Genomic DNA, 23,985 nt, shown 5'->3' with positions numbered 1-23,985 from the left:
GCTTGCACCGACCAGTGGTTCAGGAGTGTCCCATCCTGACGCGCCCGCCGTGCAACCTCAGGCCAGCGGACGGAGGTCTCGCACATATCGCCGCCAGTTCTGGACATAGTGCTGGGCCGAAATCCGCAGAGCCTCAATCTGTCCCTCGTCCAGTTCCCGCACCACCTTGCCGGGCTGCCCCATGACCAGGCTGTTGTCAGGGATGACCTTGCCCTCGGTGATCAGGGCGTTGGCGCCGATCAGACAGTTCTTCCCGATCTTCGCCCCGTTCAGGATCACCGCCCCGATGCCGACCAGGCTGTTGTCGCCGATGGTGCAGCCATGCAGCATGGCCTTGTGCCCCACGGTCACGCCTGTCCCGATCACCAGGGGCGAGCCGACGTCCGTATGCAGGATGCTGCCGTCCTGAATATTGCTGTCGCGGCCGATCACGATGGGATCATTGTCGCCTCGCAAAACCGTGTTGAACCAGATGCTGGCGCCGGGATGCAGAATCACATTCCCTAGGACCGTTGCATTCGGCGCGATCCAGTATTCGCCCTCCGGCGGAAGCTGTGGCTTGCTGTCGCCTAGACTGTAAACACTCATCCGAACACGCCCTATGTTTCAGAAAATGATGGCTTTAAGCCCTCATAAACTACGTTAGCATCATTCTGTTGATGCGATTCGAGGTCGCCATTTCGCCCCCGGATCCGAAGCCGGATCAAGCCCGGTCCGGTCAGATACTGGAGAATGCGCGTGGCGTGTTCGCGACCGGTTCCAGGACGACGCCTCTGCTGCGGCGACGACCCGGCGACTGATCCCGGCGGCCGCCGTCTGTTTCCGGCCCCTTCCTCCCCCACCGACGACCAAGGCGTGTCCCTGCCGGGCGCGCCTTTTTTCATGCCCTGGAGGCGTTCATGACCAAGCGTTCGGCCATCAAGCATCAAGTCCGTGAAGGCGTTCTGGACTCGCGGGAGTTCCTGCAGGACGCCAAGGTGCGGCGTTTGCCGCCCCGCAACGGCTGGTCTCCCTATCCCTCGAACGACGAACGTGACCAAGGCTACCTCAAGACGTTGAAGCCCAAGTCGGACGGCCAGGCCGAGCTGATGGACGCGGTCGACGCCCACAACCTGGTCCTGGCCCTGGGCCCGGCAGGCACCGGCAAGACCTATCTGGCCGTGGCCAAGGCGGTCGAGGCGCTGGAGGCCGGCAAGGTGGGCCGCATCGTCCTGAGCCGTCCCGCCGTCGAAGCCGGGGAGTCGATCGGCTTCCTGCCCGGCGACATGGAGGACAAGCTGGCCCCCTATCTGCGCCCCCTCTACGACGCCCTGTCGGACCGCCTCAGCATGAAGCGCGTCAAGGCCCTGATGGCTGAGGGTCTGATCGAGATCGCCCCCATCGGCTATATGCGTGGCCGCACCCTGAACAACGCCTTCATTGTCGTGGATGAGGCCCAGAACTGCACCTACGTCCAGCTCAAGATGCTGCTGACGCGGCTGGGCTGGCACTCGACCATGGTGGTGACCGGCGACCCGCAGCAGTCGGACCTTCTGCCCGGCGTGTCGGGCCTGTCGGACATCGCCGAGCGGCTGGAGGCCGTGCCGGAGATCGCCGTGGTCCGTCTGGCCGAACGCGACATCGTGCGCCATCCCCTGGTCGCGAGCATGATCGGCGTCCTGTAAGCCCCCCTAACAGGACGCGGATGCGGAAGAGGCCCGGCGAGCGATCGTCGGGCCTCTTTTCTTTACATGACGTCGGCCAGGGTCGCCTTGGGCTCATCCTTCTTGGGCGGCGTGATCACCCGACCGCCGATCCGGTCGATCAGGGCGAAGACGAAGGGATTGAGCGAGATCGACAGCAGGGCCGCCGCCAGGATCAGGTCGTGGGTCTCGCGGCTCATGGCGCCCAGGGACACCGAGATGGCGGCGAGGATGAAGGAGAATTCGCCGATCTGAGCCAGGGCGGCGGCGACGGTCAAGCTGGTCGGACGGTCCAGCTTGAAGGCCGTCGTGATGGCCAGGGCCGCCAGCGACTTGCCGACGATGACGATGCCCAGAACCCCCAGGACGGCCAGGGGCTCGCGCACCAGGATCATGGGGTCGAACAGCATGCCGACCGAGACGAAGAAGAGGACGGCGAAGGCGTCGCGCAGCGGCAGCGACCGCTCGGCCGCATTGTGGCCCAGGGGCGAGCTGTTCAGCACCAGTCCGGCCAGGAAGGCGCCCAGGGCGAAGGAATGGAACAGGTAGTAGGCGACCCAGGCGATGCCCAGGGCGATGGCCAACACGCCCAGGGTGAACAGTTCGCGCGACTTGGTGTGGGCGATCCGCACCAGCACCCAGGGCAAGACCTTGGCGCCGATCACCAACATGACGCTGACGAAGACCGCGACCTTGAGAAGGGTCCAGCCGATAGACTTGGCCAGTTCGACACCGCTCAGCGTCTCGCCGGGCGCGATGATCAACAGCGGCATCATGACCAGGGCGACGACGATGACCAGGTCCTCGACGATCAGCCAGCCCATGGCGATGCGACCTGCGTCGCTCTTGAGCTGTTTACGCTCCTCCAGCGCGCGCAGCAGGACCACGGTCGAGGCCACGGACAAGGAGAAGCCCAGCAGCAGGGCCTCGACGTCGCCGAGGCCGAGCAGAAGACGCCCAAGACCCCAGCCGAGCACGGTCGCCGCGCCGATCTGAACCAGGGCGCCGGGAATGGCGACCTTGCGCACCTTCATCAGGTCCGCCGCCGAGAAGTGCAGCCCGACCCCGAACATCAGCAGGATCACGCCGATCTCGGCCAGTTGCGGCGCCAACTCCGTGTCGGCGACGAAACCGCCCGTGTAGGGACCGACGACGACCCCCGCCACCAGATAGCCGACCAGGGGCGACAGCTTAAGCCGATTGGCCAACATGCCGAACACGAAGGCGAGGACGAAGCCTCCGACCAGGGTGATGATCAGGCTGTCGGCATGCGGCATCGGCGCTCCTGCGTCGGTGAAGGTTCTTTTTGGACTGGAAACCTCAATCTGGGGGCGCAAGGCCGCCACGGCAAGGCTTTCATGCCCATTTTACCGGGATGAAACCGATATGAAACAGTCAAAGTTGCGTGCGCGACGACGGGTCGCGGAAGGCGAGGTGCGACGCCGGTTCCTTCTCCCCTTGCGGGAGAAGGTGGCAGCCGAAGGCTGACGGATGAGGGGTCTCGCGACACGTGCCGATGACCGGCCTTCATCCAACCGCCAGAAACCCCTCATCCGAGCCCTTCGGGCCCACCTTCTCCCGCAAGGGGAGAAGGAAGAGATTTAAGCCCGAACGGCCCGGCTGGCGTCCACGCCCAGAGCCGTCAGGGCGGTCGCCGCGATGTGGTCGGCGTCGAGGCCGGCCTGGGCGTACATGACCTCGGGCTTGTCCTGGTCCTGGAAGACGTCGGGCAGGGTCAGGGTGCGGATCTTCAGACCGCCGTCCAGCGCGCCCTTCTCGGCCAGCAGTTGCAGGACGAAGGCGCCGAAGCCGCCCATGGCGCCCTCTTCCACCGTGATCAGGCATTCGTGCTCGCGCGCCAGACGCAGGATCATGTCGGCGTCCAGCGGCTTGGCGAAGCGGGCGTCGGCGACCGTGGCCGAGACGCCGCGTGCCGCCAGCATATCGGCGGCCTTGAGCGATTCCTGCAGACGGGTGCCGAGCGACAGGATGGCGACCGAGGTGCCTTCGCGGACGATGCGGCCCTTGCCGATCTCCAGCGGGGCGGCCAGTTCGGGGATCTCGACGCCGACGCCGTCGCCGCGCGGATAGCGGAAGGCCGAAGGGCGGTCGTCGATGGCCAGCGAGGTCGAGATCATGGCGGCCAGTTCCGCCTCGTCGGCGGCGGCCATCAGCACCATGCCGGGCAGAGCCCCCATGAAGCCGATGTCGAAACTGCCTGCGTGCGTCGCGCCGTCGGCGCCGACCAGACCGGCGCGGTCCATGGCGAAGCGCACCGGCAGGGACTGGATGGCCACGTCGTGGACGACCTGGTCATAGCCGCGCTGAAGGAAGGTCGAATAGATGGCGCAGACCGGCTTCATCCCGTCCGCGGCCAGACCGGCGGCGAAGGTAACGGCGTGCTGCTCGGCGATGCCGACGTCAAAGGTGCGGTCGGGGAAGGCCTGACCGAACAGGTCCAGCCCGGTGCCGGTCGGCATGGCGGCGGTGATGGCGACGATCGACGGGTCGATCCGGGCGTGCTTGATCAGCTCGGTGCCGAAGACCTTGGTGTAGCTGGGGGCGTTGGAGACGGCCTTGGCCTGCTTGCCCGAGACCACGTCGAACTTGACCACGCCGTGGTATTTGTCGGCGCTGTCCTCGGCCGGGGCGTAGCCCTTGCCCTTTTGCGTCACGACGTGAACCAGAACCGGGCGGTCGGTGATGGCGGCGGCGTTTTTCAGGATGGGGACCAGGTTCTCCATGTCGTGACCGTCGATCGGCCCGATGTAGTAGAAGCCCAGCTCCTCGAAGAAGGTGCCGCCGACGATCATGCCGCGGGCGTATTCCTCGGCCTTGCGCGCTGCGTCGCGGAAGGGGCGCGGCATATGGTCGACGAACTTCTTTCCGACCTTGCGGATGTTCTGATAGGCGCCGCCCGAGACCTGCTTGGCCAGGTAGGCGCTCATGCCGCCGACGGGCGGGGCGATCGACATGTCGTTGTCGTTCAGCACCACCATCAGCTGGCCGTGGGTGGCCTCGGCGGCGTTGTTCATCGCCTCATAGGCCATGCCCGCCGACATGGAGCCGTCGCCGATGACGGCCACGACGCGGTTCTTCTCGCCCTTGGCGTCGCGCGCGGCGGCGAAGCCGAGCGCGGCCGAGATCGAGGTCGAGGCGTGGGCTGCGCCAAAGGGGTCGTATTCGCTCTCGGCCCGCTTGGTGAAGCCCGACAGGCCGCCGCCCTGACGCAGGGTGCGGATACGGTCGCGCCGCCCGGTCAGGATCTTGTGCGGATAGCACTGATGGCCAACGTCCCAGATCAGGATGTCCTTCGGCGTCTCGAACACATGGTGCAGGGCGACGGTCAGCTCGACCACGCCGAGCGCCGAGCCCAGGTGGCCGCCGGTGACGGAGACGGCGTCGATGGTCTCGGCCCGCACCTCGTCCGCCAGCTGCTTCAGCTGATGAACGTCCAAGCCCCGCGTGTCGGCGGGAAACTTGACGGTGTCGAGAAGCGGGGTGTGGGGCATGGGTATCGGGGGCCTTTGACGCAGGACGTCATATTCTAACCCGCGGGAGGCGGGCGCGTTTCCTATCAGGACCGGCGTTTGAGCACAAAGTCCACGCTGGCCTTGAGGACTTCGGCCTCATGACCGAACAGGTCAAGGTGGGAGCGGGCCTGATCGGCCAGGTGCGCGACCCTCTGTCGCGCCGCCTCGACGCCCAGCAGGGTGACGAAGTTGGTCTTGCCGAGCGCCGCGTCCTTGCCGCCGGCGGCCTTGCCCATCTCTTCGGCCGAACCCTCCGCGTCCAGAACATCGTCGATGATCTGATAGGCCAGCCCCACGTCGTGGGCGAAGCTGGTCAGGGCGTGCCAGGCGTCTTCGCCGCCGCGCGAGATGATCAGCGGAATCTCGAAGGCGTAGGCGAACAGGGCGCCGGTCTTCAGGCGCTGCATCCGGGCCACGCCGCCGAGGTCGTCGCGGACGCCCAGCAGGTCGATCATCTGACCGCCAGCCATGCCGCGTGCGCCCGAGGCGAAGGACAGACGTCGCGCCAGCTCGCAACGGATCGTGGCATCGTCGTGGGTGTCTTCGTCCAGGATGATGTCGAAGGCGGCGGTCTGCAGCGCGTCGCCGGCCAGAATGGCGGTGGCCTCGTCATAGGCGATGTGCAGGGTCGGACGCCCACGACGCACGTCGTCATCGTCCATGGCCGGCAGGTCGTCATGCACCAGCGAATAGGCGTGGACGCATTCCAGGGCGCAGGCGGCGCGCAACACCGCGCGCTCGTCGACCTCCAGCATCCGGCCTGCCTCGATGGCGAAGAAGGGACGCAGCCGCTTGCCGGGACCAAGCGCGGCGTAGCGCATGGCCTCGGTCAGGCGGGCTTCGGGGCCGTCGGCGCGAGGCAGCAGTTCGTCCAGGGCGACGGTGACCAGATCGGCGATCTCGGCCACGCGGTCGATGACGGCCTGTTCCGGGGAGTTGGCGGCGAGCATGGTCAAAACAGTCTCCCGCCCAGCGGCAGGTCGCGGTCGACCCCGGCCAGGACGACATTTCCGTCCGCGTCGGGGAAACCCAGGGTCAGGACCTCGGACTTGACCGGGCCGATCTGACGCGGCGGGAAGTTGACCACCGCCGCGACCTTGCGGTCCTGAAGGTCGTCCAGGGTGTAGTGATGGGTGATCTGAGCCGAGGACTTCTTGACGCCGATCACGGGACCGAAGTCGATGGTCAGCTTGTAGGCGGGCTTGCGCGCCTCCGGGAAGGGCTCGGCCTTGATGATCTGGCCGATGCGGACATCGACCTTCATGAAGTCGTCGAAGCCGATCAGCGGCGCGATAGCGGCGTCGGACATCAGCCGAACTCGGCCGGCTCGACGCCCTTGGCCTGACCGTCAGCGCCGACGACGATCTTCTCAACGCGCAGCTGGGCGGCCTTGAGGCGGGCCTCGCAGTGGGCCTTCAGACGTGCGCCCTCTTCGTAGAGGGCGATGGACTCTTCCAGCGGGGCCTGGCCCGACTCCAGGCGCGAGACGATGCCCTCCAGACGCGACAGGGCGTCCTCGAAGCTGAGATCGGCGGAAACGGCGGGGGAAGCGGAGGCGTCGGTCATGATGCGGGCAACCTAGAGACGCCCGCGCGGCGCATCAACGACGAAAGCCTCCATATTCGTCACCCTCGGGCTTGTCCCGAGGGCCCATGTCGCCTCACTGTCTCGCTATGGAACGAGAACGCCCGTTCATCGCCGCCTACATCGTGACCAACCGACCGTACGGAACCCTGTACGTCGGCGTGACGAGCAATCTCTATCAACGGGTTCAGCAGCATCGGGATGGCGCGTTTCCTGGCTTCACCAAGACGCATGATCTCAAAAGACTGGTCTGGTTCGAGCCCTTCGAGGCCATTACGGACGCGATCCGGCGCGAAAAGCTGATCAAACACTATGTGCGCGACTGGAAGATCAACCTGATCGAACGGGACAACCGGCATTGGGAAGACCTGTCCCTGCCCTGGTTTGCAGCGCCGGTTTGGCGACACGATCCCTAGGCCGAGAGCCGGAAGCCGCGATAGGCCCTCGGGACAAGCCCGAGGGTGACGAACCCTTTCAGGTTCAGCGCTTCTCGTAGCGACGCTGCGACCAGTATTTGAAGCCCTGGTTGTGGGCCAGACGCCAGCCGTGGGCCTTCAGCTTCTGGCCGACCATGTGGTTGAAATAGCCGTGGGCCAGAACCAGAACGTCCTGACCTTCGCCGGCGCGAGCGATGAGGATGCGAGCGGCCTGATCGGCGCGGACCTCGGCCTCGGCGCGGGTTTCCTGGCCTTCATGGTGGTTGAAGACGTGCCACCAGAAGCGCGAGATCACGCCCCAGTAGCGCGGCGACAGCTTGATCCACGACGGGAAGCGCGGCGGCGGCAGGGGCGCCTCGATGAACAGGGCGTCGACCAGAACCTCACGGTCGCGCGCCACGGCGCGGGCCGTTTCCTGGGCCCGCAGACGGGAGGAGGCGTAGATGGCGCCGGCGCCCTCTGCGGCGGCCAGCAGGGTCTGCGGCGGGGTCTGACCGGCGCGCAGGCCGCCGACCTCATAACGACCCCACCAGTCACGGTATTGATCCGAGGTGATCATACATTTGCGCGACAGGGCCGGTTCGCCGTGTCGGGCCAGGATGATCGCGCCGACAGCCGGCTCCGCCTGGGCGGCGCGGGGCGCCTCATTGGGCGTCGATGCTGCGGATTCGGTGTGTGTCATGAGAGCGGGAGACGTCATAGCACGGGGAGCGGCCTTTGAAATCAAGGCTTTGGCGTCCCTCAATCCCCCCGATTGCGGTTGACGGGGCAGGCATGTCGTCCGCCCCTTGGAAGATGGTGGTAGCTCCCGCCGCGCGCCCCTGCAACCACCAAGCGATGACAGCCTCGCGAGCGGGCTCTACGGCCTCGACCGCCGCGTCTCACGGCGCTATGGCCGAAGCCATGACCGAAGCCCTGATCCGCCCCGCCCGCCCCAACGACGCCGCCGCCCTGGCCGTGCTGGGGCGACAGACGTTTGTGGACACCTTTGTCACCGGTTTCGGCATCCCCTACCCCGCCGACGACCTGGCCGCCTTCCTCGACAAGAGCTTCAGCGTCGAGACCATCCAGACCAAGCTGGCCGAGCCTGGCGCCGCCTGGTGGGTGGCCGACCGCGACGGCGAGATCCTGGGCTTCGCCAACACCGGCCCGAACACCCTGCCCCATCCCGACGCGCGCCCCGGAAACGCCGAACTGCGCCGCCTCTACATCGGACGCGACGCGCAAGGCCTGGGGCTGGGCACCAAGCTATTGAAGCTGGCCCTGGAATGGATGGAGGCCAATACCGACGGCCCCCTGTGGGTCGGCGTCTGGAGCGGCAACGAAAAGGCCCAGAAGCTGTATGCCGCCTATGGTTTCGCGAAGGCTGGCGAATACGACTATCCGGTCGGCGCCTGGAACGACCACGAGTTCATCTTGCGGCGGGGCTGATCGCGGCCCAGTCTGATCCCATGCTCCTGCCCTTCTTCACCGCCCTGCGCGAAGCGCGTGTTCCCGTTTCGCTGAAGGAATGGCTCCATCTGATGGAGGCCATGGACAAAGACGTGGCCGGGCGGGAGGTCGAGGCCTTTTACCATCTGTCGCGAGCGGTGCTGGTCAAGGACGAGAAACACTATGACCGCTTCGATCAGGTGTTCGCCAAGGTGTTCAAGGGGCTGGAGACGGTCGGGGCGGGCGAGGACCTGACCACCGATATTCCCGAGGACTGGCTGCGGCTGCTGACCGAGAAGTTCCTGACCGACGAGGAGAAGGCCCAGATCGAGGCCCTGGGCGGCTTCGACAAGCTGATGGAGACGCTGAAACAGCGTCTGGAAGAGCAGAAGGGCCGGCATGAGGGCGGCAACCGCTGGATCGGCACGGGCGGGACCAGCCCCTTTGGCCACGGCGGCTATAATCCCGAGGGCGTGCGCATCGGCGGCCCCGGAAAACATGGCCGCGCGGTCAAGGTCTGGGAAAAGCGCGAATACAGGAACCTGGACGACACGGTCGAGCTGGGCACCCGCAACATCAAGGTCGCCCTGCGTCGTCTGCGCCGCTTTGCCCGCGAAGGCGCGGCTGAAGAACTGGACATGGACGGCACCATCGACGGCACGGCGCGTCAGGGCTGGCTGGACATCCAGATGCGGCCCGAGCGGCGCAACACCATCAAGGTCCTGCTGTTCCTCGACATCGGCGGCTCGATGGATGGCCATATCAAGCTGTGCGAGGAGCTGTTCTCGGCGGCCAGGACCGAGTTCAAGAACCTGGAATTCTTCTACTTCCACAACTGCCTCTACGAGGGGGTGTGGAAGGACAATCGGCGGCGTCACAACGAGAAGATCCCGACCTGGGACGTGCTGAACAAATACCCCGGCGACTGGCGCGCCATCTTCGTCGGCGACGCCACCATGTCCCCCTATGAGATCACCATGCCGGGCGGCTCGGTCGAGCACTGGAACGAGGAGGCCGGCGCCGTCTGGCTGAAACGCGCCCGTCAGCAGTGGGACAAGTCGGTGTGGCTGAACCCCGTCACCGAGCGTTACTGGAGCTACACCCAGTCAGTCGGCCTGATCCGCGAAGTCATGGACCAGAGGATGTTTCCCCTGACGCTGGACGGGCTGGACAAGGCCATGCGGGCGCTGACACGCTAGGGCCCTGATCCAGGAGGGACGCGATGACGACGGCTCTGCTCTTCGCCTTGGTATTGCAACAGGCCGCGCCCAGCGTGGTTTGGTCCGACGATCCGCCCGCCCCCGTCGAAGAGGTCGTCGAGGCGGCGCCGGCGCCGGTCCTGCCCGCCCACGCCCTGGCCGATGCCTATGGCTGGGAGCGGTCGCAATGCAGCCCCTTCATCCGCAAGGACGAACCGCTGGAGCATTGCCAGGCCCGAGTGCGGGTGACGCTGGCCGCCGCCATGGGAGACCAGTTGCCCGAGGCCCTGCGTCCATCGAAGGCGCTGGAGAACTGCACCCCCGGCACGGCTGCCAACGGCTACGCCATGCAGTGCGGACCTCGACCCGTCGCGGCCCTGGGCGCGCCGACGCCACTGGAAAAGGTTTGCGACAACCGACCGCAACGCACCGCCAGCGGAGCCATCGCCTTCAACAGCGAGTGCCGACCGGCGCCAGGCGAAGCGCGTGAAGCGGACGGCTTGCGCATTCGCCTGGGCGGCGACTGAGGCCTGCTGGGGTCGCTGCGACGAAACCTAGTCGACGCTCATAACGCCGAAGGCCGGCCTGATGCCCACCGCCGTCTCCTGTCGGAAGAAATAGCGACCGGGATGGAGGAAGAACGTCGCCTCTGCCGCGCCCGACGTCAGCAGATAGTGGTCGGCGGGCGGCCCTGCCGTCCCCTCCTGCAGGGGCAGGGCCTGCACCAGCGCCAGTTCGTCCAGAGGCGGGACCGAAATCGCGACGCGTCGGCGCTCAGGATCCGCCGCCAGCCAGCCGGGACGACCCGCGACCGGCGCCATGCGGGGATGAAAGACCGAAAGATCCATCTTTCCGACATAGGCGGGCGAAGCCACGATCTCGCCCGCTCGCGACACCACGATGGGCCTGTCAGGCGCAAAACGGTCCAGAACAGCCGCCACATGCGGCGCATCGTTTTCAGACGCGATCGCCGGCCAGTTCATCGACTGCTCGATCGTCAGCGGATCAATGCCGGTCTTGGCCTTGAGACGCGCGGCGAACCATGTTCCGCCTCGGCCCGGCTTCTCAAGCGCATGGCTGTAGCCGACAAAGACAAAGACGCGCGCTTCGGGATGGCCGGACAGGATGTTGGCGATCAGGTTGTCGGCCTGGGCCTCTTCCCGAGCGGCGATACGCAATGCGCCGTCGGCGTCGTCAGGCGCGTTCTGATCGAAACGTTGCTCATAGTCCGCAAAGCGATAGCCGAGCCGCGCCGCTTCCCGGACCATTTCAGCGAAGACGGGATCATGGGTGTAGTAGCCGTAGCTGGACAGAAACGGCGCGCCCCTGACGTAGCTGCTTATCCGGACATGGGGGTCAGGCTGCGGCGATGTAAAGGTCTCCGCCGCGAACCAGTCATACCCGAGCGGGAGCAGCGCGCGCATCACCCGAGCGGCGAAGGCGCGATGGCCCGACACATTATGGGCCTCGTTGAGTATGACGATACGCGTGTCGCGCGCGGCCTCCACGATGGCCTCAATCGCATCGCGCGCCACGGCGTCATCGAGATCAGGACGAGCGAGCGAAGGATGCGGGGGGCGTTCCATCATCCCGACGGCGGTGGCTTCGTCGCCCAAAAAGGACGCGAACTGGCTCAGCATCTGGCGCGCCGCCTCATCCCCGGCTTCCGCCTTCGCCTTCAGCTCCAGATAGGTCGGCAGGTAGCGTCCCTCGGCGTAGAAGCGATCATTGCTCGACAAGGCTTCCTGTGAAATCGCCGGCGCCCCATGGGCAAACCCCAGACCGGCGGCCGCCAACAAAACAGATCGACGCGGCACCATGGCCCAACCCCATCCCGACACTTCACATGACGGTCAGCCTAGAGGCTTCATAAAGCTTGGCAATAAAAAGCGCCCCGCAGACCCTTTCGCCGCGACTGACGCAGGCACTAGAGCGAACATGAAAAGGCCGCCGCCCCCACCGGGAGCGACGGCCTGATCGGTGCAAACGGAGGCTAGTTACGCTTGTCGCGCAGGGTGTCCTTGAGGCCGCCGACGGCGTTCTGGACCTTGCCGGCGACCTGATCGGCGCGGCCTTCGGCTTTCAGCTTTTCATCGCCGGTCAGCTTGCCGGCGGCTTCCTTGATCTTGCCGCCGATGTTCCTGGCGGCGCCTTCGACACGGTCATGATCAGGCATGGGAACCCTCTGTGCTGACGCCGTCGGACTGACGACGCTTCGACAGAAACAACCATTCGCCGCAGGGGCGGTTCCCTAAATTCGTGAGCGCAGCCACTTGGCCACGGCCCAGGCGTGGGCTTCGTGGCGCAGGCGAGAGACGGCTTCCAGCGGGTCCAGCCAGACCAGTTCGTGATCGGCCTCGCACTGGGTCGTGGCGTCGAAACCGGCCAGGCGCACGGTCCAGAAACCGCCGGCGTTGTTGACGGGCGAACCGTCGGTGCGCTGGAAATACTGGGCGGCTTCGACCAGGCGGTCCTCGGGCTGGACGATCAGTCCGGTTTCCTCGGCGAACTCGCGCACCAGGGCCTGCTGCTCGCTTTCCTCGCCATCGACGGCGCCGCCGGGCAGGTCGAAATAGCTGCCCTCGCCGCGGTCGACGCGCACGCAGGCCAACTTGCCATCCTGTTCAACCAGACCAAAGGCGGCAGGGCGGTGGAGGTAGTCGAGGCCCGGACGGGCCGTTCCAAACTGAAGCTTCATTGACGCAGACTAACGCGCGGTCACGCCGATGCGAAAGACCTAAAGATCAAAGACCAGTTGCGCCCGCACGCCAGGATGATCGGCGTCGAACTCGACCGTCGAGCGCAGGCCGCCAGCCATGGCGGACACGATCTTGGAACCCAGGCCAGTGCCCTTGGGGGCGCCGTCGCCTAGACCCGGCCCGTCATCCTCAACGGTCAACATGGCCCGCCCTTCGGCGGCCGTTTCCAGCACCACGCGGATCTCGCCGCCCTCGCCCGGCGCATAGGCGTATTTGACAGCGTTGGTGACCAGTTCGGTGACGATGACGCCCAGGGAAACGGCCTGATCCGTGGTCACCCGCATGGGCTCCGCGCGCAGGGTGAGGCGCGGCGAGGTCTCGTCCCCTCCCGCGCCGGGCCCGACCGACTTGCCCAGTTCCTCGACCAGACCGATCAGGTACTCGTCCATGGCCACGGTGGCGAGGTCCGACGAGGTGTAGAGGCGGCGGTGGACGTGGGCCACGGCCTCGATCCGCACCTGGGCCTCGCGCAGGGCCGAACGTGCGCCCTCGTCGGCCAGTTGGCGCAATTGCAGGGAGATGAAGCTGGACACCAGTTGCAGCGAGTTGCCGACGCGGTGATTGACCTCGCGTAGCATGGCCTCGGCGCGGTCGCGGGCCAGACGGACCTCTTCCTGGGCCAGCTCGTTCTCGCGTTCCAGACGACGGCGCAGCAGGGCGTCCTCGATCGCCGAGCGCAGCAGGGCGGTGAAGTCCTCGGACACGTCCTTGATGACATAGTCGGCGGCGCCGGCGCGCAGGGCGGCCACGGCGATGCGCCCGTCCTGGGCCCCGGTGACATAGACCACCGGCGGCGGACTGGGCAGGTCCAGAATGTCGGGCAGGACGTCCAGGCCCTCCCGGCCCGGCATGTAGTGGTCCAGGGCGCAGACGTCGAACACACCCGCCTGCAGGGCGGCGTAGCCGGCGTCGGCGTCGGGGGCGCAGGTCACGTCATAACCGTGACGGCCCAGCTCCTTCTGGACCAGCCGCGACAGGCCGCGGTCATCGTCGATGTAGAGTAGGCGGATCGCGGCGCTCAAATCTCGGGCGCCTGCATGACGGACAGGAAGAGACCCAGTTGCTGGATGGCGCCAGCGAAGGCTTCATAGTCCACCGGCTTGGTGATGTAGACGTTGCAGCCCAGATCGTAGCAACGCTGGATTTCCACCTTGTCATCGGTCGTGGTCAGGATGACGACGGGGGCGCGGCGCAGGCGCTCGTCCGACTTCACCTTCTCCAGAATGTCGGTGCCCGACATGTCCGGCAGGTTGAGGTCCAGCAGGATCAGCAGCGGGCCGTGGGCGCGAACCTCGTCGCTGAACAGATAGTCCAGCGCGGCGTCGCCGTGATCGAAGTGAACGATGTCGTTGGCGATGTTGGCGCGGCGGATGTTCTTTTCGATGAGCTTGGCGTGGCCGTGGTCATCCTCGACCATGACGATCTTCACGGAATGGCTCATAGATTGTCTCCCGCTTCCCCCGGCACGATCAAGCGTGTGGGGAATTTCAGATGGAATGTCGAGCCTTGTCCCAGCTCGGACTCCAGGGTGATGACGCCCCCCAGACGACGCACGCTGTTACGCACAAAGGCCAGACCCAGGCCCTCGCCCGGCAGGTCCTGTTTCCCAGCGCGGCGGAACAGTTCGAAGATACGTTCATGGTCGCGCTCAGACACGCCGCGCCCATTGTCAGTGATGCGATATTGAAGCCGTCCGTCGTCAGCCGTCTCGCCCTCGACCATGATCCGGATGGGTCGGCCCGGCTCTCGATACTTGACCGCATTGTCGAGCAGGTTGCCGAAAATCTGCTCGATCGACAGCCGATCGCTTTCCAACGCGGGCAGGTCATGCACGACGATCTCGCCGCCGGCCTCGCTGGCCTGATGGTGCAGACTGTCAGCAATGGACTGGACCAGGTCGGTCATGGGCAGGATCTCGGGAACCAGGGCTCGGCGGCCTTCGCGCGATAGCTTGAGGATGGCGTTGATCAGCCGGTCCATCTTGGCGGTCGAGGCGCGGATGAAGCCGACGGCCTCTGGAACGTCCTCGCGTACGGCCCGGATCGCTTCGGGCTCGATAGCGTCGGGGTGGGTCCGAGCCAGGGAGGTCAACTGATGGTCAAAGATCTTGCCAACCTGCTCCAGCTCAGAGGTATAGCCCATGACGTTGACCAGCGGCGACCGCAGGTCATGGCTGACGATATAGGCGAAGCGCTGGATTTCCTCGTTGGCGCGGGTCAGCTCGGCGGTGCGGTCGAGGACCTGATTTTCCAGCCCGGCGTTGACCCGATCCAGTTCCAGATGGGCCGCCTCGATCTCCTCGACATAACGCCGCACCAGCCAGACGCTGATGCCCGCCAGGATCAGGATCAGGACGGCGGCCAGGGCGTTGACCGACACGGTCACCGCCGAGGCGCGCTCGGACTGTCGCGTGCGCTCAACCAGACGCCGGGCCTCGATCGCATCAATGGCGGTCAGCTCGACCCGCATCTGATCCATCAGGGCCTTGCCCTGACCGCTGCGGATCAGTGACACCGCCTCGCCAATCCGACCCATGCGGGTCAGGGCGATGGTGTTGTCCATCAGGGTCATCCGCTGCTGATACAGCCCCCGGACGCGGCTCAGACGGGGGGTCAGCTCCGGGTCGCCGTCGGTCAGATCGTCGAGCCTGGACAAGACGCCGGGCAGTTCGGCCACGGCCCTGGCGTGCACGCTCAGATACTCGGGCCGCGCTGTCAGCATGAAGCCGCGCTGGCCGGTTTCGGCGTCGACCAGAAGGCTGAGCATGTCCTTGGCCGCCAGCCGGACCTGCTGGCTGTGATCGACCGTGTCGTTATAGGCCGTGGTCCGCTGGATCATGACGAAGGTGGCCGCGTTCACCGCCAGCAGCAGCAGGATGGCCAGCGCCAGAAGGGCGATGATCGAACGACTGAGGGTCGGCGTGCGCAGAAAGGCGCCAAGGGTCCGCAGGGCCGGCCGAATTCGTTTCATGGACGCCAGCTTATCGACCCAACCCCTTGAGTCCAGTCGTTAACCTCGAAGTCGATCAGACCGTGCCGACCGTACGCAGCCGCGCCTTGGGATGGACTTCGTTCTGGCTCATCACCACGGTCTGACCGCGGAAACGCTCGATGATGGAGCGGACATAGGGGCGAACCTGCGGCCCGGTCAGCAAGACCGGGTTCTCCCCCGCCATGGCGGCGCGCTCGAAGGTGTCGCGCACCCCCCGGATGAAATCCTGAAGACGGCTGGGAGCCATGGCCAGTTGCTTGTCCTCGCCGGGACCGATCAGGCTCTCGGCGAAGGCCTGTTCCCAGTCCGGCGACAGGGTGACGATCGGCAGGGCGCCGTCGTCGCCGCGGTTGGCCCAGCACAGCTGACGCGCCAGGCGGGTGCGGACATGCTCGACCAGGGTGGTGACGCTGGTGGTGTGGGGCGCGGCCTCGGCCAAACCTTCGAGAATGGCGGGCAGGTCGCGGATCGAGACCTTCTCGCGCAGCAGGCTCTGCAGCACGCGCTGCAGGGTGGTGACGGTGACCACGCCGGGGATCAGTTCCTCGACCAGCTTCTTCTCTTCGCCGTTCAGTTCGTTGAGCAGCTTCTGCACCTCGGCGTAGGACAGCAGCTCGGCCATGTTCTCCTTGAGGATCTCGGTCAGATGCGTGGTCAGCACCGTCGAGGGATCGACCAGGGTGTAGCCGCGGAAGGTGGCTTCCTCGCGCAGGGATTCGTCGATCCAGGTGGCGGGCAGGCCGAAGGCGGGCTCGCGCGTGTGCTCGCCGGGCAGTTCGACCTGACGCCCCGCCGGGTCCATGGCCATCAGGGACGACAGACGCACCTCGCCGGCCCCGGCCTCCATCTCCTTGATGCGGATGGCGTAGCCCTGATTGGGCAGGCGCATGTTGTCGAGGATGCGCACGCTGGGCATGACGAAACCATACTCCTGGGCCAGCGAGCGGCGCAGGGCGCGGATCTGATCGGTCAGGCGGCGGCCTTCCAGGTCGTTGATCAGCGACAGCAGGGCGTAGCCCAGCTCGATCTTGACCTCGTCGATGGTCAGGGCGGTCGAGATCGGCTCCTCGACGTCCTCCTTGGGCTTGGCGTCGACGACCTCGACCGGCGCCGGTTTGAGGCGGTCGCGGCCCAGCTTCCACGCCATGAAGCCCGAGCCCAGGGCCAGGGCGGCGAAGGGGATCAGCGGCATGCCGGGGATCAGGCCAATCAGGCCCGCCGCGCCGGAGACCACGCCCAGGCTGACCGGGTTGCTGGCCAACTGGCTGACCAGGGCCTTGTCGGCCGAACCTTCAACGCCCGCCTTCGACACCAGGAAGCCGGCGGCGACCGAGACGATGATGGCCGGGATCTGGGTCACCAGACCGTCGCCGACGGTCAGCTGGACATAGGTGTTGGCCGCCTCGCCCACCGGCATGCCGTGCTGCGTCACCCCGATCAGCAGGCCGCCGATGGCGTTGATGAAGGTGATGATCAGGCCCGCCACGGCGTCGCCGCGCACGAACTTGGACGCACCGTCCATGGCCCCGAAGAAGGTGGATTCCTGTTCCAGCTCCTTGCGGCGCAGCTTGGCCTGGTCCTCGGTGATCAGGCCCGACGACAGGTCGGCGTCGATAGCCATCTGCTTGCCCGGCATGGAGTCCAGGGTGAAGCGGGCCGAGACCTCGGCGATACGGGTCGAACCCTTGGTGATGACGACGAAGTTCACCACCAGGATGATGGCGAAGATGATCACCCCGATGATGAAGTTGCCGCCCATCATCAGCTCGCCGAAGGCGTTGATGACCTGACCGGCGCTGTCGTGGCCTTCCTGACCGTGGGTCAGGATCAGGCGCGTCGAGGCCAGGTTGAGCCCCAGTCGATACAGGGTCGAAACCAGCAGGACCGTGGGGAAGATGGCGAAGTCCAGCGGCCGCTTCATCATCACGGCCGTCATCAGGATCAGCACGCTGGACACCAGCGAGATCGCCAGCAGCAGATCCAGAAGCATCTTCGGGATCGGCAAAATCAGCAGCATGATGACCGCGATCACGCCGACCGCCAGCCCCACATCGCCGCGCAGCAGCCAGCCGAGCGCATCGCGCCCGGTGGGGCGCGCGTAGCCGTCCTTCATCAGGATCGGCGCATCAACCATGGCGGCGGACGAAGATCATCCCGCCTGATGACAGGATTCGCGTGGTCTCAGCCATGGCCCAGCGCCCTGAGCGCCAGACGGGTGGCGTCGGCGATGACCGCTTCGCGCTGGGCGTCCGTCGACTCCCGCGTGGCGTGGAAATAGACGGCGATGACCACCGGAGCGCCGGTAGGCGGCTGGATCAGGCCGATGTCGTTGGTCGGGCCATAGCCGCCGGTGCCGGTCTTGTGCGCCACGGTCCAGCCCGCAGGGACGCCCGCCTTGATGCGGCCCTGCCCCGTCGGCGTCTGGGTCATCCAGCGCATCAGCAGGGCCTTGGACGCCGCGTTCAGCGGGGTGTCGGGCGAGACCAGCAGGCGGCTGATGTTCTGCACCGACTGGATCGGGGTGATGGTGTCCTTGTCGCCGTCGGCGCGGTTCATCTCGGGCTCGAGACGGTCGACGCGGGTGCTGTCGTCGCCGATGCCGCGATAGAAGGCGCGCAGGGTCTCCAGGCCGCCCATCTCGCGGATCAGGATGTTGGCGGCGGGATTGTCGCTCAGCTCGACCGTGGCCTGCATCAACTGCTCGACCGTCAGGGTCGAACCGACCGCCTTTTCCGTGGTCGGAGCGTGGTTGATCATGTCGGCGGCGGTGATGGCGACGGCGCGATCCAGCCGCTCCTGCCCCGCCTGGACGCGCAACAGGGTGGCGGCGGCCAGATACATCTTGAAGGTCGAGCAATAGACGAAGCGCTCGTCGCCGCGCCAAGCCGCATTCACACCGCCCGAGGCGACGGCCAGGCCCAGACGGCCGCCGTGGCGGGCTTCCAGATCCGACAGGTCCAGATCGACCGTGCCGTCATCCGCCGCGATGTCGGCGTCCAGATCGGTCTCAGCCGACTTCACCTCGCGCGAGCAGGCGGCCAGCGCCAGCGCCCCGGCGCCCAGCAGAACCGTCCGGCGGTCGGCGCGCATGGCCCTAGCCCGCCGCGCCATAGGCGGCGGCGACGCCCGATTGCGGGGCGGGGATGGCCGTGCCGTCGTCGGCGTATTCGTTCAGCTTGTTGCGCAGGGTGCGGATCGAGATGCCCAGGATGTTGGCCGCATGGGTGCGGTTGCCGAGGCAATGGTTCAGGGTGTCGAGGATCAGGGTCTTTTCCATCTCGGCCACGGTCTGACCGACGAAGCTGCGGGTCATGGCGTCGGCCATCTGGGCCGCGTGGCCGGCGACGCCCGCGTCATAGACCGAGGCGGTCGGCGACGGGGCCGTCGAGCCGCCTTCCAGCAGGGGGCGGCCGTCCGGCAGGCGGATGGCGTCCACGTCGATCTCAGGCCCCGTCGCCAGCAGGACGGCGCGGTGCATGGCGTTTTCCAGTTCCCGCACGTTGCCGGGCCAGCGGTGGCCGGCCAGGGCGCGGCGGGCCTCGACCGAGATCGGGCGCGGCGACACGCCGTTGGCGGCGGCGTATTTGCGGATGAAGTGGTCGCACAGGACGGCGATGTCGCCTGGACGTTCGCGCAAGCTCGGCAGGCGCAGGTTCACGACGTTCAGGCGATACAGCAGGTCTTCGCGGAACGTCCCCTCGGCCACGGCCTTGGCCAGGTCGCGGTTCGAGGTGGCGATGATGCGGATATTGACCGGCACGGGCTTGGAGCCGCCGACGCGGTCGATCACCCGTTCCTGAATGGCGCGCAGCAGCTTGGCCTGCAGGCGGGCGTCCATCTCGCTGATTTCGTCCAGCAGAAGCGTGCCGCCGTCGGCCTCCTCGAACTTGCCGATGCGGCGGGCCACGGCGCCGGTGAAGGCGCCCTTCTCGTGGCCGAACAACTCGGATTCCAGCAGGTTGTCGGGAATGGCGGCGCAGTTGACGCTGATGAAGGGCTTGTCGGCGCGCTTGGACCCGGTGTGCAGGTGACGGGCCATCACCTCCTTGCCGACGCCGCTTTCACCGGTGATCAGGATGGAGGCTTCCGAGCGCGCCACCTGATCGGCCAGGCCGATGACGGCCTTCATCGCCGGGTCGGCCGAAATCATCGGGCGCTCATCGTCGGCCACGGCCGACAGGACGGCGGCGATCAGGTCCGCCTCGGGCGGCAGGGGGATGAACTCCTTGGCCCCGGCGCGGATGGCGTCGGCGGCTTCGCGGGCGTCGGCGTCCACGCCGCAGGCCACGATCGGCACATGGATGCGCTCGACCTCGTTGGCGGCGATCAGGGCGGCGATGTCGATGCGGTAGTCGACCATCATCAGGTCGGCCCCCTGCCCGCGCCGCAGTTGCTCCGTCGCCTGATCGGCGCGCTCGACGTGCTGGACCTTGGCGCCGTGCGCCATGGCCATCTTCACCGCCGTCGCCAGCTGTCCGCTGAGCCTGCCAACCACCAGAAGCCGCATGGGTCTTCTCCTCTAGATCGCTACTACGAAAACCAGGCAGCCGATCAGGCGCCCGAGTCCTCGGTCTTGATGATTTCCGTCATGGTCACGCCCAGGCGATCCTCGACGACGACGACCTCCCCGCGCGCGACCAGACGGTTGTTGACGAAGATGTCGATGGCCTCGCCGACCTTGCGGTCCAGCTCCAGCACGCTGCCGCGGTTCAGCTTCAGCAACTGGGCGACCGACATGTGGGCCTTGCCCAGGACGGCCGAGATGTTGACCGGGACGTCGAAGACGGTGGCCAGGTCGGCGGCCGATTTGTCGCCGCCCTCGTCAGCGATGTTCAGAGCGGTGGAGTCGCCGAACTCTTCCAGGGCGAGATCGTCGGTGGCCATCAGAAGGCGCTCCTGTCGAGGGATTCAGCATGACCGGCCTCGGCCGCGAGCGCGGCCTCCAGGGCGGCGGAGACACGGGCGGCGACGCCCTCGGGATCAAACTCGGCACGGCCGTCAGCCCATTCCAGAGCGAAGGCGGCCGCTGGCGCGCCCGCGTCCTCGCGGAAGGCGATCAGGCCGGTGAAGCCGGCGTCGGCGCACAGGGCCTCGACATGGGCGCGGGTCGCCTCGTCCAGGCCGGAGGCGCGGACCAGCAGGCGCGGCGAGGCGTCGATCTCCTGCCCCAGTTGTTCGATGGCGGCTTCCAGCGGGCGTCGCGGAAAACGGTCGAAGGCGGCGGAGGCCAGAACGCGAGCAGCGGCGACCGACAGCTCGGCCGACTGGCGACGATGGGCCTCGGCGATGGTGCTCAGCGCGCCCGCCGCATGGGCGGCGTGCTGGGCCAGGGTCGACAGGGCGTCGGCGCGCAGGGCCTCGACCTCGGCCAGGGCCTGCTGACGCGCTTCCAGACGGGCCTGAGCGACCAGGGCGTCGACCTCGGCCGGGGCGAAGGATCGCTTCACCGGCTGCCAGGCCGAGGGCCGCACGACATCGCCCGAAGCGTCGAACTCGGTGTCGAAGATAAAGGGGCGCGCGGTGGAGGGGATGCCGGTCATGTCAGTAGATCAACTCGTCGTCGCCGCTCTGGCCGGCCAGCATGATGTCGCCGCGCGCGGCCAGGTCCTTGGCCACCTGGACCATGGTCATCTGGGCGGCGTCGACGTCCTTGAGGCGCACAGGGCCCATCGACTCCATGTCCTCGCGCATGATCTTCGAGGCGCGCTCGGACATGTTGGAGAAGAACATGTCGCGCAGGGATTCCGAGGCGCCCTTCAGCGCCAGGCCCAGTTGATCCTTCTCGACCGCGCGCAGCAGGGTCTGCACGCCGCCGGGGTCCAGCTTGGACAGGTCCTCGAAGACGAACATCAGCGAGCGAATGCGCTCGGCGGAATCGCGGCTGCGTTCCTCCAGGGCGCCGATGAAGCGGGCCTCGGTCTGGCGGTCGAAGCTGTTGAAGATGTCGGCCATCAGTTCATGGCTGTCGCGCTTGGAGGTCCGCGCCAGGTTGGACATGAACTCGGTGCGCAGGGTCTGCTCGATCTTGTCGAGGATGTCGCGCTGCACCGGCTCCATGCGCAGCATGCGCTGGACGCATTCCAGAGCGAAGTCTTCCGGCAGGGCCGTCAAGACGCGCGAGGCGTGGTCGGGCTTGACCTTGGACAGGACCACCGCGACCGTCTGCGGATATTCGTTCTTCAGGTAGTTGGCGAGGACCGCCTCGTTCACATTGCCGAGCTTGTCCCACATGGTCCGACCGGCGGGGCCGCGGATTTCCTCCATCAGGGCGTCGACGCGGTCGCCGGGCATGAAGGAGGCCAGCAGGCGCTGGGTCTGCTCGTAGCTGCCCATCAGGGCGCCCGCGCCGCCGATGCCCGAGACGAATTCGACCAGGACTTCCTCGACCACCTGAGCCGCCACGGTGCCGAGGCCGGCCATGGCCTGGGAGACCTCCTTGATCTCCTCCTCGTCGAGTTGCTGCCACAGGATGGTGTGCTCTTCGCCCAGCGACAGCAGGACCACGGCCGCCTTTTCAGGCCCCGACAGCTTGCGAATATCGTCGATCGCGCCCTTTTTGCTCACCAGACGGGTCATTAGCTTTCATGCACCCAGGAGCGGAGGATCGCCGTCGATTCCTCGGGGTGGGTGTCCACGAAGTCGGCGACCTTCTTGATCGAGGAAGCCTTCACCTGGCCCTCGATACGGGCGATGTCGAGGCGTTGATCCATCTCGCTGGGACCAGCCAGCATCTGGGGCTGGCCCGGCAGAACCCCGCCGACCAACTGGGTGTCCAGCGGCGTGACCGGCAGGCCGTTGGCGCCGACCAGGGCGGGCGTCGTCGCCCCGCCCGTCGCCGCCTTCAGCAGCGGCCGCACGACGAAGAAGATCAGCAGGAAGCCGGTGATCACCAGCACCAGCAGCTCGACGCCGCGCATGATGTCGTTCTTGTCGAAGTTGAACATCGACGAGCCTTCGTCCGCGCCCGGCGCAGCCGAGGGCTCGCGGTTGAAGCGGACATTGACCACCTCGATCTTGTCGCCGCGCGTCTCGTCGATGCCGACGGCGGCGGCGACCAGGGTCTTGATCTGCTGCACTTCTTCGGCGGTGCGCGGGGCGTAGGTCGGCTCGCCCTTACCATCGGCGGCGGGAGTGTATTTGCCGTCCACGGCGACCGAGACCGACAGCTTCTTGACCTCGCCCGGTTCCTTGACCGTCGTGGTGGTGGTGTTGGAGATCTCGTAGTTGGTCGTCTCGGTGTTTTCCGAGTTGGTCGAGCCGACCGGCGTGGTGTTCGGGGCCGCGCCGCCGGGGATGTTGTTGGTGGCGGTGACGCCGCCATCGGCCTGACCCGTGGTGTCCTGCGACTGCGAGCCGTTGGTCGAGGTCGAGCGGACGACCTGGCCGTCGGGATCGAACTTCTGTTCCTGGGTGGTCGAGCGGCTGTGGTCGATATCGGCGGTGACCTGGACGCGGGCCGCGCCGGCGCCGACGACGCCCTCGACGATGTCCTTGATGCGGGTCTGCAGCTGGGACTCGGTCGTGGCCTTGGCGGCCTCGGCGTTGGCCGAGGTGAAGCCTGTGTCTTCCGAACCCGCCGCCAGGGTGCGGTTGGACTGGTCCGTGACCGTGACCTTGTCCGGCTTCAGGTTCGGCACCGACGAGGCGACGACATTGCGGATGGCGCGAACCTGATCGCCGCTGAGGTCGCGACCACCGACACCCACAACCACGGCGGCGGTCGGGTCGGTAGCGGCGGCCTGGAACATTTCGCGGCGCGGCATGGTGATGTGGACGCGGGCCGAGGTGATGCCGCGCATCGACATGATGGTGCGCGACAACTCGCCTTGCAGAGCGCGCTGCTCGTTCAGGTTCTGCTGGAACTCGGTCTGGCCCAGAACCGACTGGTTGTCGAAAATCTCGTAGCCGACGCTGCCCGAGGTCACGAGCCCCTTGCCCGCCAGCATCAGGCGCGCCGTGCCGACCTCGTCGCGGCTGACGAAAATGGTCGAGCCGTCGCCCTTGGACGAATATTTGATGCCGGCCTGATCCAGGGCGGCGCTGATCTCGGAGGCTTCGCGCAGGTCGAGGTTGGAATAGAGCAAGGCGTCAGGAGCCTGGCCCACACGCAGCATGACGGCGACCAGCACGGCGGCCACGCCCGCGGCGACGCCAAGCACTGCGGCCAGACGGCCGATACCGAACTTCTGCAACGCCGCCGTGAAGCCGCCCACGCGTCCCCGCCCATCCACTGGCGGGTCGAACTGATCCCGCTAGGCAGAAACTGCCGCCTGGATGGTAAACGCGGCGTTAAGATGCGTTAAAGATTAAGGGAATCCGGGTCGTCTCTCCCTCCCCTTCATGGGGAGGGTGGTCGCGAAGCGACCGGG

General features: G+C 66.7%; 25 protein-coding genes. 5 read left to right on the top strand and 20 right to left on the bottom strand.

What is annotated here, in order from left to right:
- Positions 1 to 57: 57 nt before the first annotated feature.
- Positions 58 to 588 carry a gamma carbonic anhydrase family protein gene (locus tag CQ039_RS11315; RefSeq protein WP_105563883.1) on the bottom strand — a complete coding sequence of 177 codons (531 nt, stop codon included), beginning with the start codon at positions 586 to 588 and terminating at the stop codon, positions 58 to 60.
- A gap of 299 nt (positions 589 to 887) precedes the next feature.
- On the opposite strand from CQ039_RS11315, the gene CQ039_RS11310 reads away from it, so the two are divergent.
- On the top strand, positions 888 to 1,664 hold the full coding sequence (locus CQ039_RS11310) for a PhoH family protein (protein ID WP_105563884.1): 777 nt from the start codon (positions 888 to 890) through the stop codon (positions 1,662 to 1,664).
- A gap of 62 nt (positions 1,665 to 1,726) precedes the next feature.
- Here the strand turns inward: CQ039_RS11310 and CQ039_RS11305 are convergent, their stop codons facing one another.
- The 5 genes from CQ039_RS11305 to CQ039_RS11285 all read right to left on the bottom strand — a co-directional run bounded on the left by CQ039_RS11305 (position 1,727) and on the right by CQ039_RS11285 (position 6,781).
- On the bottom strand, positions 1,727 to 2,959 hold the full coding sequence (locus tag CQ039_RS11305) for a cation:proton antiporter (RefSeq protein ID WP_105563885.1): 1,233 nt from the start codon (positions 2,957 to 2,959) through the stop codon (positions 1,727 to 1,729).
- 324 nt (positions 2,960 to 3,283) lie between these two features.
- The gene (dxs, locus tag CQ039_RS11300) at positions 3,284 to 5,194 is read right to left on the bottom strand and encodes a 1-deoxy-D-xylulose-5-phosphate synthase (protein WP_105563886.1); all 1,911 of its coding nucleotides are present in this window, start codon (positions 5,192 to 5,194) and stop codon (positions 3,284 to 3,286) included.
- A 65-nt stretch (positions 5,195 to 5,259) separates the two neighbouring features.
- Positions 5,260 to 6,165 (bottom strand): polyprenyl synthetase family protein, encoded by a 906-nt coding sequence (locus CQ039_RS11295; protein ID WP_105563887.1) that lies wholly within the window; start codon positions 6,163 to 6,165, stop codon positions 5,260 to 5,262.
- A gap of 2 nt (positions 6,166 to 6,167) precedes the next feature.
- Positions 6,168 to 6,524 (bottom strand): tRNA-binding protein, encoded by a 357-nt coding sequence (locus CQ039_RS11290; protein ID WP_105563888.1) that lies wholly within the window; start codon positions 6,522 to 6,524, stop codon positions 6,168 to 6,170.
- Complete coding sequence (locus CQ039_RS11285; protein ID WP_105563889.1) at positions 6,524 to 6,781, bottom strand: exodeoxyribonuclease VII small subunit; 258 nt, start codon at positions 6,779 to 6,781, stop codon at positions 6,524 to 6,526. Before CQ039_RS11285 ends, CQ039_RS11290 begins: the two co-directional genes overlap by 1 nt.
- Before the next feature lie 107 nt (positions 6,782 to 6,888).
- Between CQ039_RS11285 and CQ039_RS11280 the strand changes: the two genes are divergently transcribed.
- Entirely contained in the window at positions 6,889 to 7,215 is a 327-nt protein-coding gene (locus CQ039_RS11280) for a GIY-YIG nuclease family protein (protein ID WP_105563890.1), read from the top strand.
- 64 nt (positions 7,216 to 7,279) lie between these two features.
- Here the strand turns inward: CQ039_RS11280 and CQ039_RS11275 are convergent, their stop codons facing one another.
- Entirely contained in the window at positions 7,280 to 7,918 is a 639-nt protein-coding gene (locus CQ039_RS11275; protein ID WP_105563891.1) for a histidine phosphatase family protein, read from the bottom strand.
- Between the two features lie 221 nt (positions 7,919 to 8,139).
- Between CQ039_RS11275 and CQ039_RS11270 the strand changes: the two genes are divergently transcribed.
- Genes CQ039_RS11270 through CQ039_RS11260 form a run of 3 tightly spaced genes read left to right on the top strand, consistent with a single transcriptional unit; the run spans position 8,140 to position 10,393 of the window.
- Positions 8,140 to 8,667 (top strand): GNAT family N-acetyltransferase, encoded by a 528-nt coding sequence (locus tag CQ039_RS11270; protein ID WP_105563958.1) that lies wholly within the window; start codon positions 8,140 to 8,142, stop codon positions 8,665 to 8,667.
- Between the two features lie 20 nt (positions 8,668 to 8,687).
- On the top strand, positions 8,688 to 9,866 hold the full coding sequence (locus CQ039_RS11265) for a VWA domain-containing protein (RefSeq protein ID WP_105563892.1): 1,179 nt from the start codon (positions 8,688 to 8,690) through the stop codon (positions 9,864 to 9,866).
- Between the two features lie 23 nt (positions 9,867 to 9,889).
- Positions 9,890 to 10,393, top strand: coding sequence for a hypothetical protein (locus CQ039_RS11260; RefSeq protein ID WP_105563893.1), 504 nt, complete (start codon positions 9,890 to 9,892; stop codon positions 10,391 to 10,393).
- Positions 10,394 to 10,420: 27 nt separating this feature from the next.
- On the opposite strand, the gene CQ039_RS11255 is transcribed toward CQ039_RS11260, so the two are convergent.
- The 13 genes from CQ039_RS11255 to fliF all read right to left on the bottom strand — a co-directional run bounded on the left by CQ039_RS11255 (position 10,421) and on the right by fliF (position 23,829).
- Positions 10,421 to 11,605, bottom strand: a complete 1,185-nt coding sequence (locus tag CQ039_RS11255) for a hypothetical protein (protein WP_233190251.1) — start codon at positions 11,603 to 11,605, stop codon at positions 10,421 to 10,423.
- 254 nt (positions 11,606 to 11,859) lie between these two features.
- The gene (locus tag CQ039_RS11250) at positions 11,860 to 12,042 is read right to left on the bottom strand and encodes a CsbD family protein (RefSeq protein ID WP_105563895.1); all 183 of its coding nucleotides are present in this window, start codon (positions 12,040 to 12,042) and stop codon (positions 11,860 to 11,862) included.
- Positions 12,043 to 12,117: 75 nt separating this feature from the next.
- Complete coding sequence (locus CQ039_RS11245) at positions 12,118 to 12,564, bottom strand: NUDIX domain-containing protein (protein ID WP_105563896.1); 447 nt, start codon at positions 12,562 to 12,564, stop codon at positions 12,118 to 12,120.
- A 39-nt stretch (positions 12,565 to 12,603) separates the two neighbouring features.
- The gene (locus tag CQ039_RS11240) at positions 12,604 to 13,647 is read right to left on the bottom strand and encodes a sensor histidine kinase (protein ID WP_105563897.1); all 1,044 of its coding nucleotides are present in this window, start codon (positions 13,645 to 13,647) and stop codon (positions 12,604 to 12,606) included.
- Entirely contained in the window at positions 13,644 to 14,066 is a 423-nt protein-coding gene (locus tag CQ039_RS11235; RefSeq protein WP_105563898.1) for a response regulator, read from the bottom strand. The genes CQ039_RS11240 and CQ039_RS11235 overlap by 4 nt, the downstream gene beginning before the upstream one ends.
- Complete coding sequence (locus CQ039_RS11230) at positions 14,063 to 15,595, bottom strand: CHASE3 domain-containing protein (RefSeq protein WP_105563899.1); 1,533 nt, start codon at positions 15,593 to 15,595, stop codon at positions 14,063 to 14,065. Before CQ039_RS11230 ends, CQ039_RS11235 begins: the two co-directional genes overlap by 4 nt.
- 55 nt (positions 15,596 to 15,650) lie before the next feature.
- A complete protein-coding gene (gene flhA / locus CQ039_RS11225; protein WP_233190256.1) occupies positions 15,651 to 17,729 on the bottom strand; it encodes a flagellar biosynthesis protein FlhA in 2,079 nt (692 codons plus the stop codon).
- A 68-nt stretch (positions 17,730 to 17,797) separates the two neighbouring features.
- A complete protein-coding gene (gene bla / locus CQ039_RS11220) occupies positions 17,798 to 18,706 on the bottom strand; it encodes a class A beta-lactamase (protein WP_105563901.1) in 909 nt (302 codons plus the stop codon).
- Between the two features lie 4 nt (positions 18,707 to 18,710).
- A complete protein-coding gene (locus CQ039_RS11215; RefSeq protein ID WP_105563902.1) occupies positions 18,711 to 20,123 on the bottom strand; it encodes a sigma-54-dependent Fis family transcriptional regulator in 1,413 nt (470 codons plus the stop codon).
- A 44-nt stretch (positions 20,124 to 20,167) separates the two neighbouring features.
- Positions 20,168 to 20,500 (bottom strand): flagellar motor switch protein FliN, encoded by a 333-nt coding sequence (fliN, locus tag CQ039_RS11210; protein WP_105563903.1) that lies wholly within the window; start codon positions 20,498 to 20,500, stop codon positions 20,168 to 20,170.
- Positions 20,500 to 21,156, bottom strand: a complete 657-nt coding sequence (locus CQ039_RS11205) for a flagellar assembly protein FlbE (protein ID WP_105563904.1) — start codon at positions 21,154 to 21,156, stop codon at positions 20,500 to 20,502. Before CQ039_RS11205 ends, fliN begins: the two co-directional genes overlap by 1 nt.
- Before the next feature lies 1 nt (position 21,157).
- Positions 21,158 to 22,192: a flagellar motor switch protein FliG gene (gene fliG / locus CQ039_RS11200; RefSeq protein WP_369831556.1), complete on the bottom strand. Its 1,035-nt coding sequence runs from the start codon at positions 22,190 to 22,192 to the stop codon at positions 21,158 to 21,160.
- Positions 22,192 to 23,829: a flagellar basal-body MS-ring/collar protein FliF gene (gene fliF / locus CQ039_RS11195; RefSeq protein WP_105563905.1), complete on the bottom strand. Its 1,638-nt coding sequence runs from the start codon at positions 23,827 to 23,829 to the stop codon at positions 22,192 to 22,194. The genes fliG and fliF overlap by 1 nt, the downstream gene beginning before the upstream one ends.
- Between the last annotated feature and the right edge of the window lie 156 nt (positions 23,830 to 23,985).

Source organism: Brevundimonas sp. MYb52 (assembly GCF_002979535.1).
Classification (GTDB): Bacteria; Pseudomonadota; Alphaproteobacteria; order Caulobacterales; family Caulobacteraceae; genus Brevundimonas.
Note: the sequence above shows the minus strand (reverse complement) of the source record. Positions and strands in the feature narration are given on the sequence as shown.

Excerpts from the sequence above, each read along its gene's own strand:
- CQ039_RS11205 (WP_105563904.1), bottom strand. The coding sequence starts at position 21,156 with ATGACCGGCATCCCCTCCACCGCGCGCCCCTTTATCTTCGACACCGAG.
- CQ039_RS11285 (WP_105563889.1), bottom strand. The coding sequence starts at position 6,781 with ATGACCGACGCCTCCGCTTCCCCCGCCGTTTCCGCCGATCTCAGCTTC.
- CQ039_RS11290 (WP_105563888.1), bottom strand. The coding sequence starts at position 6,524 with ATGTCCGACGCCGCTATCGCGCCGCTGATCGGCTTCGACGACTTCATG.
- CQ039_RS11250 (WP_105563895.1), bottom strand. The coding sequence starts at position 12,042 with ATGCCTGATCATGACCGTGTCGAAGGCGCCGCCAGGAACATCGGCGGC.
- CQ039_RS11265 (WP_105563892.1), top strand. The coding sequence starts at position 8,688 with ATGCTCCTGCCCTTCTTCACCGCCCTGCGCGAAGCGCGTGTTCCCGTT.
- fliG (WP_369831556.1), bottom strand. The coding sequence starts at position 22,192 with ATGACCCGTCTGGTGAGCAAAAAGGGCGCGATCGACGATATTCGCAAG.
- fliN (WP_105563903.1), bottom strand. The coding sequence starts at position 20,500 with ATGGCCACCGACGATCTCGCCCTGGAAGAGTTCGGCGACTCCACCGCT.
- CQ039_RS11215 (WP_105563902.1), bottom strand. The coding sequence starts at position 20,123 with ATGCGGCTTCTGGTGGTTGGCAGGCTCAGCGGACAGCTGGCGACGGCG.
- CQ039_RS11230 (WP_105563899.1), bottom strand. The coding sequence starts at position 15,595 with ATGAAACGAATTCGGCCGGCCCTGCGGACCCTTGGCGCCTTTCTGCGC.
- CQ039_RS11260 (WP_105563893.1), top strand. The coding sequence starts at position 9,890 with ATGACGACGGCTCTGCTCTTCGCCTTGGTATTGCAACAGGCCGCGCCC.
- bla (WP_105563901.1), bottom strand. The coding sequence starts at position 18,706 with ATGCGCGCCGACCGCCGGACGGTTCTGCTGGGCGCCGGGGCGCTGGCG.
- flhA (WP_233190256.1), bottom strand. The coding sequence starts at position 17,729 with ATGAAGGACGGCTACGCGCGCCCCACCGGGCGCGATGCGCTCGGCTGG.
- CQ039_RS11305 (WP_105563885.1), bottom strand. The coding sequence starts at position 2,959 with ATGCCGCATGCCGACAGCCTGATCATCACCCTGGTCGGAGGCTTCGTC.
- dxs (WP_105563886.1), bottom strand. The coding sequence starts at position 5,194 with ATGCCCCACACCCCGCTTCTCGACACCGTCAAGTTTCCCGCCGACACG.
- CQ039_RS11245 (WP_105563896.1), bottom strand. The coding sequence starts at position 12,564 with ATGAAGCTTCAGTTTGGAACGGCCCGTCCGGGCCTCGACTACCTCCAC.
- CQ039_RS11270 (WP_105563958.1), top strand. The coding sequence starts at position 8,140 with ATGACCGAAGCCCTGATCCGCCCCGCCCGCCCCAACGACGCCGCCGCC.
- CQ039_RS11295 (WP_105563887.1), bottom strand. The coding sequence starts at position 6,165 with ATGCTCGCCGCCAACTCCCCGGAACAGGCCGTCATCGACCGCGTGGCC.
- CQ039_RS11315 (WP_105563883.1), bottom strand. The coding sequence starts at position 588 with ATGAGTGTTTACAGTCTAGGCGACAGCAAGCCACAGCTTCCGCCGGAG.
- CQ039_RS11235 (WP_105563898.1), bottom strand. The coding sequence starts at position 14,066 with ATGAGCCATTCCGTGAAGATCGTCATGGTCGAGGATGACCACGGCCAC.
- CQ039_RS11280 (WP_105563890.1), top strand. The coding sequence starts at position 6,889 with ATGGAACGAGAACGCCCGTTCATCGCCGCCTACATCGTGACCAACCGA.
- CQ039_RS11275 (WP_105563891.1), bottom strand. The coding sequence starts at position 7,918 with ATGACACACACCGAATCCGCAGCATCGACGCCCAATGAGGCGCCCCGC.